Annotated in this window: 14 protein-coding genes; 3 read left to right on the forward strand and 11 right to left on the reverse strand. The window is 57.7% G+C overall.

What is annotated here, in order from left to right; genetic code table 11:
• Positions 1-275: 275 nt before the first annotated feature.
• Positions 276-485: a helix-turn-helix transcriptional regulator gene (locus I6E39_RS01490; protein WP_118445563.1), complete on the reverse strand. Its 210-nt coding sequence runs from the start codon at positions 483-485 to the stop codon at positions 276-278.
• Position 486: 1 nt separating this feature from the next.
• On the reverse strand, positions 487-903 hold the full coding sequence (locus I6E39_RS01495) for a hypothetical protein (RefSeq protein ID WP_235379538.1): 417 nt from the start codon (positions 901-903) through the stop codon (positions 487-489).
• A gap of 176 nt (positions 904-1,079) precedes the next feature.
• Here I6E39_RS01495 and I6E39_RS01500 point away from each other — a divergent pair, with 176 nt between their 5' ends.
• Positions 1,080-1,811, forward strand: a complete 732-nt coding sequence (locus I6E39_RS01500) for a sulfatase-like hydrolase/transferase (RefSeq protein WP_235379539.1) — start codon at positions 1,080-1,082, stop codon at positions 1,809-1,811.
• Between the two features lie 291 nt (positions 1,812-2,102).
• Here I6E39_RS01500 and I6E39_RS01505 read toward each other — a convergent pair whose 3' ends face one another.
• Complete coding sequence (locus I6E39_RS01505; protein WP_235379540.1) at positions 2,103-3,146, reverse strand: LacI family DNA-binding transcriptional regulator; 1,044 nt, start codon at positions 3,144-3,146, stop codon at positions 2,103-2,105.
• Positions 3,147-3,352: 206 nt separating this feature from the next.
• Here I6E39_RS01505 and I6E39_RS01510 point away from each other — a divergent pair, with 206 nt between their 5' ends.
• Positions 3,353-3,805, forward strand: coding sequence for a DUF3842 family protein (locus tag I6E39_RS01510; protein ID WP_235379541.1), 453 nt, complete (start codon positions 3,353-3,355; stop codon positions 3,803-3,805).
• A 259-nt stretch (positions 3,806-4,064) separates the two neighbouring features.
• Here I6E39_RS01510 and I6E39_RS01515 read toward each other — a convergent pair whose 3' ends face one another.
• Positions 4,065-5,618, reverse strand: a complete 1,554-nt coding sequence (locus tag I6E39_RS01515) for a helicase HerA-like domain-containing protein (RefSeq protein WP_235379542.1) — start codon at positions 5,616-5,618, stop codon at positions 4,065-4,067.
• Between the two features lie 155 nt (positions 5,619-5,773).
• On the reverse strand, positions 5,774-5,941 hold the full coding sequence (locus I6E39_RS01520) for a hypothetical protein (protein ID WP_235379543.1): 168 nt from the start codon (positions 5,939-5,941) through the stop codon (positions 5,774-5,776).
• Between the two features lie 118 nt (positions 5,942-6,059).
• Here I6E39_RS01520 and I6E39_RS01525 point away from each other — a divergent pair, with 118 nt between their 5' ends.
• A complete protein-coding gene (locus I6E39_RS01525) occupies positions 6,060-6,950 on the forward strand; it encodes a tocopherol cyclase family protein (RefSeq protein ID WP_235379544.1) in 891 nt (296 codons plus the stop codon).
• Positions 6,951-6,959: 9 nt separating this feature from the next.
• Here the strand turns inward: I6E39_RS01525 and I6E39_RS01530 are convergent, their stop codons facing one another.
• The 6 genes from I6E39_RS01530 to I6E39_RS01555 form a co-directional block, all read right to left on the reverse strand.
• Positions 6,960-7,268 carry a sporulation initiation factor Spo0A C-terminal domain-containing protein gene (locus tag I6E39_RS01530; protein ID WP_235379545.1) on the reverse strand — a complete coding sequence of 103 codons (309 nt, stop codon included), beginning with the start codon at positions 7,266-7,268 and terminating at the stop codon, positions 6,960-6,962.
• A gap of 2 nt (positions 7,269-7,270) precedes the next feature.
• Complete coding sequence (locus tag I6E39_RS01535) at positions 7,271-7,720, reverse strand: helix-turn-helix domain-containing protein (RefSeq protein WP_268842144.1); 450 nt, start codon at positions 7,718-7,720, stop codon at positions 7,271-7,273.
• Positions 7,721-7,909: 189 nt separating this feature from the next.
• Entirely contained in the window at positions 7,910-10,003 is a 2,094-nt protein-coding gene (locus I6E39_RS01540) for a sodium-translocating pyrophosphatase (RefSeq protein ID WP_268842145.1), read from the reverse strand.
• A 203-nt stretch (positions 10,004-10,206) separates the two neighbouring features.
• Positions 10,207-11,643, reverse strand: a complete 1,437-nt coding sequence (locus I6E39_RS01545; protein ID WP_235379548.1) for a TrkH family potassium uptake protein — start codon at positions 11,641-11,643, stop codon at positions 10,207-10,209.
• Positions 11,640-13,037 carry a Trk system potassium transporter TrkA gene (gene trkA, locus I6E39_RS01550; protein WP_235379549.1) on the reverse strand — a complete coding sequence of 466 codons (1,398 nt, stop codon included), beginning with the start codon at positions 13,035-13,037 and terminating at the stop codon, positions 11,640-11,642. The genes I6E39_RS01545 and trkA overlap by 4 nt, the downstream gene beginning before the upstream one ends.
• Positions 13,038-13,124: 87 nt before the next feature.
• Positions 13,125-13,820 (reverse strand): hypothetical protein, encoded by a 696-nt coding sequence (locus tag I6E39_RS01555; RefSeq protein ID WP_235379550.1) that lies wholly within the window; start codon positions 13,818-13,820, stop codon positions 13,125-13,127.
• Between the last annotated feature and the right edge of the window lie 186 nt (positions 13,821-14,006).

The following is a 14,006-nucleotide window of genomic DNA, read 5'->3' on the forward strand; positions in this document are numbered from 1 at the left end:
TCAGCTGTTTTGGAATTGCGGGTCTGCCTGTTGCAGGCGGGCTTGGGGAAAAGAAGGCGTGTCTTCCCAAAAGCACGGCGGGGATCGTTTTGGCCGCGGCCCAGGATAAAAGCATTACCTTATTTTAGAAAAAGGATGGACTCCTGGTTGGTGGCGAAATACTCGCCGTATCGGTTCATATCAGGCAGAATCTGCATATAGTCGTGCTGAAACATCTCGTACAGTTCGCGCAGATAGGGCCAGCGTTCATCGTGAAAATAACCGTTGCAGATACCTCATTTTTCTTCATCAACAAATTCAAACAAGTCCTCAACAGTCACATGGAATACTTTTGCAATATCCATAGCTAATTTAAGGGACGGATTATATCTGCCATTTTCAAGGTGAACGATTGTTTCTCGTCTCGCACCAACAAGCTCTGCAAGTTCGCTTTGTTTATATCCTGCCTGCTCACGATATTCTTTAATTTTTGTAACAAGAGCCATATCATACCCCCTTGCTATCTATAATCACAAACATCAATGTCCGAATGATAGATAAAATCAAAATAGACAAAACAATAATCCATCCAATCATTCCCATATTGATAGCATTAACATGACCAAGAATAGCACAGCCCCAAGCAACTACAACCATAACAGCAACAAAAATCTTCAAACAAAATGAGTCACACCGTTTCAAGTTTCGCTCTGCCATTTCATCAACACCTTCCTTTTTGTATTTCGTAATTCTCATTTGCTGAAATGCAAAAAAAGCAGCAAGGAAACAGCCAAGTACAAGCTGTAAAGTTGGATACCAGTCTTTCCAATCCGTTCTTGCCCACATCCAGTAGTAAGATGCAAGAATGATTGCGTAGATTATTTTTGTTCCAACAATTTCTCTTAAAGATACTTTTTTATTCATATTTCTTTCCTCTGTGTTATATATTTCGCACTTGCGATGTTATAAATATATCACTCCTATTTGCGTATGTCAATAGGGAAAGTGAAATATTTTTAACTTTCATTTTTCGGAATAGGGGCTGCCGTCAATCAAATTCTTGTGTGTGACTTTACCGCACATGAGCATTGAAGCACGGTATGTACAAAGGAGACTGGGACAACGGCCGCTATGCGGACTACATTGGCAGCTGCCATGCGCTGGATCAAAACGTTGGACGGCTGGTCGACACGCTGCGCCAAAAGGGCATCTATGATGACACTGTTATCATATACTGCAGCGACCATGGCGATCACTTCCAGACTATGAACGGCGAGCATAAACGCCAGTGTTTTGATTCCTGTCTCCGCATCCCGCTCATCATTAAAGGAACTGACGATTTCAGAGGCGGTATCACGAAGACCGAGCCGGTCAGCCTGATCAACCTCCCGCCCACCATCCTGGAGATGGCCGGCGTCTCTGCTCCCGACACGTTCCAAGAACCTCCGCTCCATCAGCTGATGCGCGGCGACGGCTGGGATAATTGTGTATTCTATCAGATCAGCGAAGCGGAACTGGCGCGCGGAATCCGTACCGAGCGCTGGAAGTACTGTGTGCACGCCCCCCATGTTCAGGAAGTGCTGGATATGGGAGCGAGGTTTGACACCAACCATTACCGCAACACGCTCAGAAAAGCGGTCCCTTACAGCGATGATTATGTGGACCAGTATCTGTTTGACACTTACAATGATCCCTACGAGCTGCATAATCTGATCGACGATCCGGACTACTATGAGATCCGCGAAACGCTCCGCGCCAAATTGACCGCGTATATTCAAAAAGCAGAGCACAGAAACGCCGTCATCCATCCGTATGGGCATGTATTTTCCTGACGGAGCTCTTTACTTCTGGTTTCTGCAAATAGAGACGTTAAAAAATGAAGTGGCGCAGCGTAAGCTGCGCCACTCTGTTTAATACTCCATGCTTCTGCCGGAGGCTTTGCTTTCCTGATCCTTATCATCTGAAAAGAACACCGTTTTTGACAAAACTTGTGGACATTCTGGAACACAGGCCAATGGCCTCGTCATGGTCAAAGGGAGCACGGGGTAAGCTGCGTGTTTTCTGGACGGGCCTCAGACCCGCGCATGTACGCCGTTTTGCTGCAGCGGTGCGTATGTCCTTCATTATCTGGACGGCCCTGTGCCCTTGCCCACCAGCGTGCAGCTGTCTCGGAGGCAAAGAGAAAATGGGAATTCTATCTTGACGGGCAAAGTGTGTCCGTTTTCAATCCGGTCGATCAATGTCTTTGCCGCCTGTTTTCCCAATTCGTCGATGGGGACATGGACCGTGGTCAGCATTGGGATGGTATAGCGCGCAAGCTCGATATCGTCAATGCTGATGACGGATACATCCTCCGGGATGCGATAACCGCTCTCCTGCATGGCTTTCACCGTGCCGATGGCGGTGGCGTCGTTGGCGCAAAACATGGCCGTGAAAGCTACGTTTCGTTCCAGTTGTTCCTTGGCGCCGTAGTATCCTCCGTCCAAGCCCTGTTTGGCATTGACGATCAGATTCCTGTCACAGGGAATCCCTGCGGCTTTCAGCGCGTCGCAATAACCGCGATAGCGGCTCTCTTTGTTCAGTTCGCCGATATAAACGATCTTTCTGTGCCCGAGCTCCAACAGCGTTTCCATCGCCTTCAGGCTGGCTTTATACCCGTCGCAGAAAATGGCGTCATGCTTGCTGCCGGTAGGATTGAGCCCCACATAGACGACGTTCTTCTGCGCCTCCGCGATGGTCTTCAGCCATTCCTGATCGAAGCGTCCCAGCACCACCAGCCCTTTGATCTTGGATGCCTTCAGTATGGATGTAAAGTCTTTCCCGCCCAAATCCTCCGCGTAAAAGGAACACTTTAGGATATAGTCCTTCTTATAGGCTTCCCGTTCAATGGAACTTGCAAGTTCCGAAAAGAACATATCTTTGTTGTCTTGGCTTCTGGCGTAGATCATCGCATAGTAGTGCTTACCATCGGTGTCGCGCTTTTGTGACAGGCCGGAACGGCGGAGATTTTGTGCATTCTCATTGGGGACAAAACCGGTTTCCCGGACGATCTCCCATATCCGGTTCTTCACTTCTTTACTTGCGGCCTTCGTGTCTTTGTCGTTTAGGACTCTGGAAACGGTGGAAGTGGAAACCCCCGCGGCTTTTGCAATATCCTTCAGTTTCATGTGGCCTCCAAAACGATCCGAAGAATTGTCGTACCATCCTATTAGATATATATTCCATTATACCATAATCGTGAGGAAGTTTGTAACATGTTTTTACAGATCTTGCCATGAAAAGCGAGAAAATCCGGGCGTTTCAAAGACTCGGCGTGCCAGGCGCAACCCCGCTGCCGCTGCAGTCAAAAAAGTTTATGCTGGAGTGAGTGAACATGAAGATCGTAGTGATTGATGGACAGGGCGGGCGGTTGGGAAGGATGCTCGTTGAGCTGATCCGGGACAGCTTTGCCGATGCGCGGATCTATGGAATTGGGACCAACAGTATTGCGACGGCGAATATGCTGAAGGGAGGATGTGACTTTGGGGCGTCCGGAGAAAACCCGGTTATCCGAAATGTAACGGACGCGGATGCGGTGCTGGGTCCTGTTGGGATCATAGCGGCCCATGCCATGCTTGGGGAGGTGACTCCGGCCATGGCGGAGGCGGTGGGAGGCTGCAGAGCACCCAAGTATTTGATCCCTGTGAACAGCTGTGGGATCACAGTCGCCGGAACGAGAGGGATGCAGCTGAATACGTTGGCTGCACAGCTGGTTCAGCAGATGGCGGCTGACTTGAATGGGGGAAACGGTAAAAGCCCGGTACGTTATTTGGACCATGATACATAAAATCAAAAGCGGGCACATCTGCCAAACAGGGAAGCATCTGCACAAGCGGATGCTTCCCTGTTTCGTTTCAAGACGGTCAGCCGCTTGGGAGCGAAGTGACCGAGGGGGCTTTCATCCCAGACGAGCCGTTGCCGCCCGCACCGCGGCCCCGGAGGGCTACATGAAACGTATTTGCGCCTGTCATGCCGCCAGAAACGGATATCATTTGCGGCAACGTTGTTTGTAGTGTTCCCAAGCCTGACAGCCGGTGAGTGTCACATCAGCGGCGGCGCGTGCCGAACAACCCGCGAACGATCTGCTTGCCCAGCTCCCGGCCCACGGTGTTGGCGGTGGAATTGATGGCCTTTTCCAGCGGCGTCTGCCGGCTGCGGCTGGTGCTGCGGCTGGAGGCGGCTCGCCGGGGTGTGGTCTGGCGATAGGCCTGCTCCATGGCCCGCTGTTCCTTTTCCCAGGCAGCCTGCCGCGCCTTCTGTTCTTTCTCCCAGGCGGCCTGACGGGCCTCGGCTTCCGCCCTGGCCTCCTGTTCCTCCCGGACCTCCTCCAGCACCTCATAGGCGGAGCGGCGGTCCTCTGTCTGGGCATACTTCTGATACAGGGGACTGCCGGTGATGGCGTGTTTTATCTCCTCGGCTGATGCGGCGCTCATAGAGCTGCGCGGGGGCAGAATACCTGCCTGCTGGACCACGGCGGGGACGCCCTTCTCATCTAGCAGAGAGACCAGCGCCTCGCCCACGCCCAGGGCCTGGAGCGCCTGCTCGGTGTCGAACGCCGGATTGGCACGGAAGGAGCGGGCGGCGGCCCGCAGAGACTTTTGGTCGTTAGGAGTATAGGCCCGCAGGGCGTGCTGGACCCGATTGCCGATCTGGCCCAGAACACTGTCGGGCAGATCGGAGGGATTCTGGGTGATGAACCAGACGCTGACCCCCTTGGAACGGATCAGCCGGACCACCTGTTCTACCTTTTCCACCAGAGCCTTGGGAGCGTCCTTGAACAGAAGGTGGGCCTCATCAAAGAAGAAGACCAGCTTGGGCTTGTCCAGGTCGCCTGCCTCGGGGAGCATCTCGTACAGCTCAGACAGCATCCACAGCAGGAAGGTGGCGTACAGCAGGGGGTGCTGGAACAGCTCTTGGCACTCCAGGATGTTCAGTACGCCGCGGCCGTCCTCGGCCCAGTCCATCCAGTCGGCCAGATCGAGATCGGGCTCGCCGAAGAACAAGTCGCCGCCCTCGTCCTCCAGCTGGAGCAGGGCGCGCTGGATGGCACCCACCGACTGGCTGGAGATATTGCCGTAGGTCAGCTTGAATTCCTTGGCGTTGTCCCCCACATACTGGATCATGCTTCGCAGGTCCTTCAGGTCGATCAGCAGCAGCCCCCGGTCGTCGGCGATGCGGAAGACGATGCGGAGGATACCGCTCTGAGTCTCGTTCAGCCCCAGCAGGCGGCTGAGCAGCTCCGGGCCCATCTCTGAGATGGTGGTGCGGACGGGGTGTCCATGCTTGCCGTAGACGTCCCAAAAGCGGGTGGGATAGGCGGCATAGTCAAACCCGGAGATTCCCATGGTGTCGATGCTGCGGCGGATGTGCTTGGTCTCGTGACCGGGCTGACACATGCCGGACAGATCGCCCTTGATGTCGGAAAGGAATACGGGCACACCCATATCGCTGAAGGACTCGGCCAGCACCTTCAGCGTGACCGTCTTGCCGGTGCCGGTGGCGCCGGCGATCAGGCCGTGGCGGTTGGCCATGGAGGGCTCCAGATAGATGGGAACGTCCCCGGCGGCGAGCCAGATTTTATGCAGATCCTGTAAGTACATGTCAAAAAGCCTCCCTCTTACGCGGCGGGCATTAGGATGGCTCTATTGTAGCACGGGGAATGGATGAGCGTCCACCTGTTTTGATGTGTTTTCAGAAGAAAAACGCCGGTGGGCGGCCCGGAGTGCTCCGAACCGCCCACTAGGGAAACACGGGGTCACATAATGTGTTCTTCGGCGCAGTTGTCCGCCACCCGCACACCCATTTTGTCCAGAGAGGCGACCGGGAAGCTGGCGATGCTTACCGCGTCGAATTTGGGACACAGCCGCAGCTCCGGACTGAGCCGAAGGTCTTCAACCGTGTTTCGATATTTCGGTTTGCCCAATGTGCTCACCCCCGGAACAGTATGCCCCGGCGGTGCCGGGATATCAGCGGAATAGAGGGCCGGAGAAGGACGCACACTAGAGGGAAAGGTCCAGGTGCGGAGCAAAAGGGGGAGTACAATGAAATATTACCACGGGGCAGACCGGCGGGGCGCTTATTTTGAGGGCTGGTATCTGAAACACCAGGGGGCAGAAGGGGAATTTGCGGTGATCCCCGCCTTCCACCGGGACCGGCGGGGGACGGAGAGCGCGTCCATCCAGGTGGTCACCCGGGGAGCGGGAAAGCTCTTTACCTTTCCGGCCCGGTCCTTCCAGGCCTGGCCGGACCGGTTTCAGGTCCGGGTGGGAGCCAACTGGTTTTCCCAAGAGGGGCTCCATCTGGAACTGGAGGAGCCGGGATTCTCTCTGCGGGGGGATCTGCGGTACGGTCCCTTTCACCCTCTGACGTCGGATATCATGGGCCCCTTCCGGTTTGCTCCCGGCCTGCCCTGCGTCCACGGAGTCCTCAGCATGGAGCACAGGGTGGATGGGATGGTGTCCCTTAACGGCGCGCCCTGCTTCTTTTCCCGGGGAAAGGGGTATGCAGAGACGGACCGGGGACGCTCTTTCCCCTCCCAATATCTGTGGACCCAGTGCTCCTGGCAGGAGCGGCAGCGGGGGAGCCTGATGCTGTCTCTGGCCCGCATCCCCCTGCCGGTGGGGAGCTTTACCGGCTGCATCGGGGAGATTTGCTTTGCCGGAAGCTCCTACCGGCTGGCCACCTACCGCGGGGTGCGGATTGAGGCCTGGTCCGAGGCGGGGGCCTCGATCCGCCAGGGGGAACTGCGGCTGACGGTGGAGGTGCTGGACCGGGCACCGGCGGAGCTGATGGCCCCGGAGCGGGGGAGCATGAGCCGTGTGATCCGGGAGAGCCTATGCGCCAGGGTCCGCTACCGCTTCTGGGAAGGGGAGCGTCTGGTATTCGACCACGAGGATGACCGGGCCAGCTTTGAGTACGCCGGTTCGGACTGACGGGACAGGTCACGGCTGATCGGCCAGAATGGCAATGAACTGGGCGGCCCGGGGCTTGTCCTCCATGGGATAGCCGGCAAGCTCCCGGACCAGATCAGGATTGCGTTCCCAGGCCATGGAGACAACGGAGCGGATGTTTCGTTCCAATGTTTTCCAACTGGTGCCGTAGGGCTTGGCAACCATGGGGTATAGGCTCTTCGTGACCAGGAAGAGGGAGTCCGGGTCCCGACGGGCCAGCTCCACTGCGCTGATGGTCTGGTGATAGCCGATGTAGTTGGGTGTGACGCCCAGGCGTTTTAATGTATCGTGACAGCTCATGTTCATCCATCTCCATGTTCTTCCTTGATGACAGAGGGGGACTGGCTGATGTGAAGGGTGGAGTGCAGCAGTTCCTCCTGGGCCGCTTCGGAGCACCGGGCAAACCGGTCGAAGTCGCGGCTCAGTTGGGTGATGACCTCCGACTGTGAGGGCGGGACGGAGCCGGAAAGCAGAACGGGAAGGGGCACGCCCAGATGCTGAGAGATACATTGGACGGGATCCAGATTGGGACGTTTTCCGTACTCGATCTCCTGCAGGGTGGATTTGGAAATGCCCACTGCCTGTGCAAATTCAAGCTGCGTCATTTTCTGGAGAATTCTGTAGGATTTTAAATCATTTAATAGATTGTGACTGGATTCCACGAATTTCCCCTCCTCTATATGTAAAGATAGCGGAAAAACGGGGAAATGTGTGCCCGAATTCCCGGAATACAGGCCCGATATTCTGGCCATGGGGGAAAACGGGGGGCATGATCTGAGAATTCTACCGCGCGCACACTGTATTAAGAGAGAAAGTTTGAGTTCCGTGCCAGTCAGAGCGGCGGTCAAGGGTTGCGGTACATCGTTTTTTGACCGCAAATATTCCCGCCTCGGAACCGTCTGACGGTCCCGAGGCGGGATAGGAGAAAGAGATGGAGATTGTTACAGAAGGTGGATATTGACGATCAGTCCGGAGAACACGATGGACACGGTGGACACCAGCTTGATCAGGATGTTCAGGGAGGGGCCGGAGGTGTCCTTGAAGGGGTCGCCCACGGTGTCGCCGATGACAGCGGCCTTGTGGCAGTCGGAGCCCTTGCCGCCGTGGTGACCGGCCTCGATGTACTTCTTGGCGTTATCCCAGGCGCCGCCGGCGTTGGACATAAAGACGGCCATGGCGAAGCCGGTGACGGACACGCCGCCCAGCAGACCGACCACGCCTTCCACAGACAGGATCAGGCCGGTGAGGATGGGAACGATGATAGCCAGCAGGGAGGGCTTCACCATCTCGTGGAGGGCGCCCTTGGTGCACAGACCCACGCAGGTGGCGTAGTCGGGATCGGTCTCGCCCTCCATGATACCGGCGATCTCCCGGAACTGACGGCGGACCTCAACCACGATGGACTGGGCGGCACGCTGGACCGCGCTCATGGTGAAGGCGGCAAAGACGAAGGTGAGCATGGCGCCGATGAACAGACCCACCAGAACGGCAGGGTTGGTGAGGGACAGGTCGGGGGCATGGCTCATCTTGCCCTTGACGATGTCAACATAGCTGACCAGCAGAGCCAGGGCGGTAAGGGCGGCGGAGCCGATGGCGAAGCCCTTGCCGGTGGCGGCGGTGGTGTTGCCCAGAGAGTCCAGAGCGTCGGTGCGCTCGCGGACCTCTTCGCCCAGACCGGACATCTCGGCGATGCCGCCGGCGTTGTCAGCCACGGGGCCGTAGGCGTCGGTGGCCAGGGTAATGCCCAGAGTGGACAGCATGCCTACCGCGGCGATGCCGATGCCGTACAGGCCCTGGGAGAAGCGGGAGGCGTAGTCGGCGGCGGAAGTGGTCATGGAGCCGCCGGCGGCCAGGAAGGAGATGATGACGGCGCCGCCCACGATGAGGATGGGGGCGATGGTGGACAGCATGCCCAGGGAGAGACCGCCGATGATGGTGGTGGCGGCGCCGGTCTCGGTGGCGTCAGCCAGACCCTGGGTGGGCTTGTAGGTGTCAGAGGTGTAATACTCGGTAAAGTAGCCGATGGCGCAGCCGCCGGCCAGACCGCAGAGAATGGCCACATATACGCCCCAGTTGCCCAGGATGAAATAGGTCAGCGGGGCGGCGATGATGGCGGCCAGAACGGCGGCGGTGTAAGTACCCTTACGCAGGGTGCCCAGCAGCTCGCGCTGGGTAGCGCCCTCCTTGGTCCGGATCAGGAAGGAGCCGAAGATGGAGCACAGGATACCCACCACGGCCAGAGCGATGGGCAGCAGCATGGCGCCCCAGGAGTGGTCGGGGTAAGCGGCCACGCCCAGAGCAAAAGTGGCCAGGATGGAGCCTACATAGGACTCGTACAGGTCAGCGCCCATGCCGGCCACGTCGCCCACGTTGTCGCCCACGTTGTCGGCGATGGTGGCGGGGTTGCGGGGATCGTCCTCGGGGATACCGGCTTCCACCTTGCCCACCAGGTCGGCGCCCACGTCGGCGGCCTTGGTGAAGATGCCGCCGCCCACTCGGGCGAACAGGGCCATGAAGGAGGCGCCCATGCCGAACATGACCATGGTCTGCGCGATCTTGGGGGCGTCATAGCCGGCGATGTACTTCAAAATGTGGAACCAGACGGAGATGTCCAGCAGACCCAGGCCCACCACAGTGAAGCCCATGACCGCGCCGGAGGAGAAAGCCACGTTCAGTCCCTTGTTCAGGCTCTCGCTGGCGGCCTGGGCAGTCCGGGAGTTGGCAGCGGTGGCGATCTTCATGCCCACGAAGCCGGCCAGCGCGGAGTAGATACCGCCGGTCAGGAAGGCGAAGGGGATGAACCAGTTGTCTAGAAGATGGAATGCGGCCAGTGCCAGAAGAATCAAAAACACCACAAAGAAGACCTTTGCCACCGTAACATACTGGTGCTTCAGGTAGGCGTTGGCGCCCTGCCGAATGGCGGAGGCAATCTTCTTCATGGTGTCGTTGCCCTCGGAAAAGGACAATACCTTTTTCCGCTGCAGCCCTGCGAACAGCAGTGCTGCCAGTGCACCGACTAATCCGATCCAAAACATGTTACTCACAGTCTTGCACGCTCCTTTTACACACGAAGGAAATGATTCGATGGGCTTGAACAAAGTCAAGCACAAAGTTATGGTAGTATTTTAGCATATAATCCCAAAAATGCAAGTAAATAATTTCTGGTACTGCATGATAAATTCCTAAAAAAATTCAGCAAGCCTCGACTTAACGGGGCTTGCTGAAGGGGAAGACGGGATCAAGCGCGGCGCCAGGTGGAGCGGCTGAACAGGACCAGCACGGGGAAGATCTCCAGACGGCCGATGATCATGCAAAGGGACATGACCAGCTTGGACAGGTGGGAGAAGGCGAAGAAGTTCCCGGCGGGACCCACCGCCTCAAGACCGGGACCCACATTGCTGACGCAGGTGAGGGCAGAGGTAAAGGAGACGGTAAAGGAAAAACCATCCAGAGAGATCACCAGGGCTGCGGACAGAATGACCAGGAGATAGCAGCCGATGAAGATCAGAACAGAGCGGACGGTGTCCTCGTCGGCCACCTTTCCGTCCAGCTTGATGACCTCCACGGAGCGGGGATGAATGATGCGGTGGATCTCCCGCCGGATGGACCGGAACAGGATCAGGACCCGGGAGCACTTCATACCGCCGCCGGTGGATCCGGCGCAGGCTCCGCAGAACATAAGGAGCACCAGCACCGCGTGGGAGAAGTTGGGCCAGAAGGACCAGTCCGTGGTGGAGAAACCGGTGGTGGAGATGATGGAGCAGACCTGGAAGAAGGCATACCGGAAGGTCTCCAACAGGTTGGAATAAATGGGGTAGATATTGATGGAGATCAGTACCGTGGCACCGGCTACCGCGATGAGGAAAAAGCGCAGCTCGTCGCTCTGAAGGATCTCCTTGAACTTTTTGGTCAGCAGGAGAAAGTACACCGCAAAGTTCAGGGAAAACAGCAGGATGAAGACGGAAATGATCATGTCGATGGCGAAGCTGCCGTAAGCTCCCACGCTGGCGTTCCGGTTGGAGAAGCCGCCGGTGCCGGCGGTGCCGAAGGCGTGGATAAAAGCGTCGTACAGGGGCATACCGGCCAGCTTCAGACAGGCTACCTCCGCCAAGGTGAGGGCGCAGTAGATGCTGTACAGGATCTTGGAGCTCTGGGACTGCTTGGGCACCAGCTTGGAGAAGACGGGGCCGGGACTTTCGGCCTGAGTCAGATAGTGGGAGCGGATGCCCATAGAGGGGAGAACGGCAGTGGCCAGCACCAGTACGCCCATACCCCCCATCCAGTGGGTGAGGGAGCGCCAGAAGAGGATGCCCTTGGGCAGAGCCTCAATATTGGTCAGAATGGAAGCCCCCGTGGTGGTAAAGCCGGAGCAGGACTCAAACACGCAGTCCACGAAGGAGGCAAAGTGACCGGAAAACCAAAAAGGCAGGGCGCCCACCAGGCCGGTAATGAGCCAGATCAGGCCCACGGCGGCAAATCCCTCCCGGATATAAAAGTGCTGCCGGGTGGGGGTGGCGGCCAGGAGAAAGCCTGCCGCCGCCACGATGGCGATGCTCCACAGGAAGGGAGAAGGGTCCTCCCGGTACAGAAGAGCCACCGCCAGGGGCAGCACCATGGCCGCCGCTTCGATCTGGAGGATGCGGCCCACGACTTTAAAGACCAGCTTCAGATTCATTGCTGCCCTCCCGATGTGCCGGAGGCGGACCGCTCCGGGGCATAGATGTCGTTCAGACCCGTGATCCCGCTGTTGCAGGAAATGATGATTACCTTGTCATCGGACTGAAGGGCGGTGGAGCCCTCCGGGATGATGATGTCCTGTCCCCGGACGATGACCGCGATCAGCACGCCGGGACGGAGGGAGAGGTCCTTCAGCGCCACGCCCAGGTGACGGGTGGAGGCGGTGACGGTAAACTCCATGGCCTCTGCGGCGCCGCCGGCAATGCGGTGGAAGGAGTTCATCACGCTGCCCTGGGAATTCTGCATGCCGCGGACCAGACGCAGAATGTGGGAGGCGGTGATGAACTTGGGGGAGATCACACTGTCCAGTCCCACGGAGCGGGCGATCCCGGCGTAGTTTTCCCGGTTGCACTTGGTAATGATCTTGGGCAGGCCCTGCTGCATGGCGTACAGGGAGATGATCAGATTGTCCTCGTCCCGGTCCGTGAGGGCCACAAAAGCGTCATAGGAAGAGAGATTTTCCGACTCCAGCAGTTCCTGGTCGGTGCCGTCGCCGCAGATGGTCATGGCCCGGGGGAATCGTTCACTGATCTGGCGGCAGCGTTTCTCGTCCAACTCCACGATCTTCAGCTTGATGCCCGCCCGGTCCAGGATACTGGCCAGATACATGGAAATCTTGCCGCCGCCCACCAGGAACACCTGCTTGACCTTGGGAGCATACCGGCCCAGGAGCCGGAAGAACTGGTCCAGGCTGTCCGGACGGCCGATCAGATACAATTTATCGTCCACGCTTGGGACGAAGGAACCGTTGGGAATGATCATCTGACCGCCCCGCTCCACAGCGCAGAACAGCAGGGACAGCTTTTTGACCTGGGCGGACAGGGCGTGGAGCGGTTTGCCCACCAGAAAATCGTTTTCCTGGAGCCGGAAGCCCATCAGTTCCACCCGGCCCCGGCAGAAGGTCTCAATATTGGCTGCGGAGGGGAACCGGAGCAGCCGGGAGATCTCTACGGCGGTGGCGCTCTCAGGATTGATGATCGTGTCGATTTTCAGATTTCGCCGCAGCTCGGCCAGGCTGGCGGTATACTCCTGGTTCCGAATCCGGGCAATGGTGTATTTGGTACCCAAGTTTTTGGCAGTGAGGCAGCAGATCATGTTGACCTCGTCGGAGTTGGTGGCGGCGACCAGCAGGTCGGCGCCGACCACGCCGGCTTCCCGCAGTACGTCGGCGGACACGCCGTTGCCCCGGACCACCATAATGTCCAGACTGTCGGCGGCACGGCGGAGGGGGTCCTCCCGCACGTCCACCACAGTGATGTCGTGTTTCTCGCGGACCAGCTGTTCCGCCAGGGAATAGCCGACTTTTCCGTTGCCCACGATGACGATTTTCATGTCAGAGCATCCTTTCAGCGTTTGGTATCAAGGCAAAATACGCCCCGCCCAAGGTGGGCCTTGAGCGGGACGCATATGAATCTGGGGTCAGACGGTCCACTGCCCATGAATGATGCCCACCAAGAGCCAGTTGGACTCTCCCGGGGCAAAGACCAGCCGCAGGGAGCACCAGTCGATTCCCTGATAGGCGGGGTCGATGCCGGGGAAGGAGAAATCAACGAACCGGCATCCGGGATAGGCGTCCGTCACATTCTCCAGGGCATTCCCGCTCATGAGGATCTGGTCAACGCCGATCCGGGTGGCCTGGGTATAGTCCGCATTAAACACAAAGGCGGCGAAGTACTGTTCCATAGTCATGTTGATGAGACTGCCCCGGCCGTCGGTGATGCCCCAGGTGTAGACAGTATCGTCCTCCGCCAGATTGCGGATCTGTTCCGGAGTGAACGTCAGGTCGGTGCTGAAATCCACGGTGGAATATGGGGTGAAGGTGACGCCGCGCTCCGGATGGACCAGAGAGGCCAGCGCCTCATAATCGCGGTCCTTGATGGTGTGGAGCAGATAAAAAGCGGTGTCCAGAAGGGGGAAGTTGTCCTGAGTATCCAGAGCCTGCACAGGGGCGGCAGAGGCCGAGGAGGAACCGGAGACCGCGCTTCCGGCGGGGGCGTGAAGCATGGAGCCGGGGGCGGCATGGGCGTCCGGGTCCCATGGCATGGACAGAATGCCGCCGACCAGAAGGCCTGCCAGCAGGCAGAAGATGCAGGCGAGAGTCCCGGGGCGTTTCATGGTGGTCACCTCCCGTTGGGATTGGGGATGGCGCGCGATCCCGCTGGAATGTCTTTGACAAATCCCACAACAGATATGTAAGAAAATTTAATTTATTATAATATAAAATGAATGAAAGGTCAAGGGAGGGACCATGAGTCCTGTTGCGCTTTCGCCCGGAAAGACCTGAAGTACGTCAAATCCGGC

It is taken from the genome of Pseudoflavonifractor phocaeensis (assembly GCF_021531375.1).
Lineage (GTDB): Bacteria > Bacillota > Clostridia > Oscillospirales > Oscillospiraceae > Lawsonibacter > Lawsonibacter phocaeensis_B.

What these genes read in the sequence shown, in the direction of transcription:
- I6E39_RS01490 (WP_118445563.1), bottom strand. Translation starts at nt 485, where the DNA reads ATGGCTCTTGTTACAAAAATTAAAGAATATCGTGAGCAGGCAGGATAT.
- I6E39_RS01500 (WP_235379539.1), top strand. Translation starts at nt 1,080, where the DNA reads ATGTACAAAGGAGACTGGGACAACGGCCGCTATGCGGACTACATTGGC.
- I6E39_RS01540 (WP_268842145.1), bottom strand. Translation starts at nt 10,003, where the DNA reads ATGTTTTGGATCGGATTAGTCGGTGCACTGGCAGCACTGCTGTTCGCA.
- I6E39_RS01515 (WP_235379542.1), bottom strand. Translation starts at nt 5,618, where the DNA reads ATGTACTTACAGGATCTGCATAAAATCTGGCTCGCCGCCGGGGACGTT.
- trkA (WP_235379549.1), bottom strand. Translation starts at nt 13,037, where the DNA reads ATGAAAATCGTCATCGTGGGCAACGGAAAAGTCGGCTATTCCCTGGCG.
- I6E39_RS01525 (WP_235379544.1), top strand. Translation starts at nt 6,060, where the DNA reads ATGAAATATTACCACGGGGCAGACCGGCGGGGCGCTTATTTTGAGGGC.
- I6E39_RS01545 (WP_235379548.1), bottom strand. Translation starts at nt 11,643, where the DNA reads ATGAATCTGAAGCTGGTCTTTAAAGTCGTGGGCCGCATCCTCCAGATC.
- I6E39_RS01505 (WP_235379540.1), bottom strand. Translation starts at nt 3,146, where the DNA reads ATGAAACTGAAGGATATTGCAAAAGCCGCGGGGGTTTCCACTTCCACC.
- I6E39_RS01555 (WP_235379550.1), bottom strand. Translation starts at nt 13,820, where the DNA reads ATGAAACGCCCCGGGACTCTCGCCTGCATCTTCTGCCTGCTGGCAGGC.
- I6E39_RS01495 (WP_235379538.1), bottom strand. Translation starts at nt 903, where the DNA reads ATGAATAAAAAAGTATCTTTAAGAGAAATTGTTGGAACAAAAATAATC.
- I6E39_RS01535 (WP_268842144.1), bottom strand. Translation starts at nt 7,720, where the DNA reads ATGGCCAGAATATCGGGCCTGTATTCCGGGAATTCGGGCACACATTTC.
- I6E39_RS01530 (WP_235379545.1), bottom strand. Translation starts at nt 7,268, where the DNA reads ATGAGCTGTCACGATACATTAAAACGCCTGGGCGTCACACCCAACTAC.
- I6E39_RS01510 (WP_235379541.1), top strand. Translation starts at nt 3,353, where the DNA reads ATGAAGATCGTAGTGATTGATGGACAGGGCGGGCGGTTGGGAAGGATG.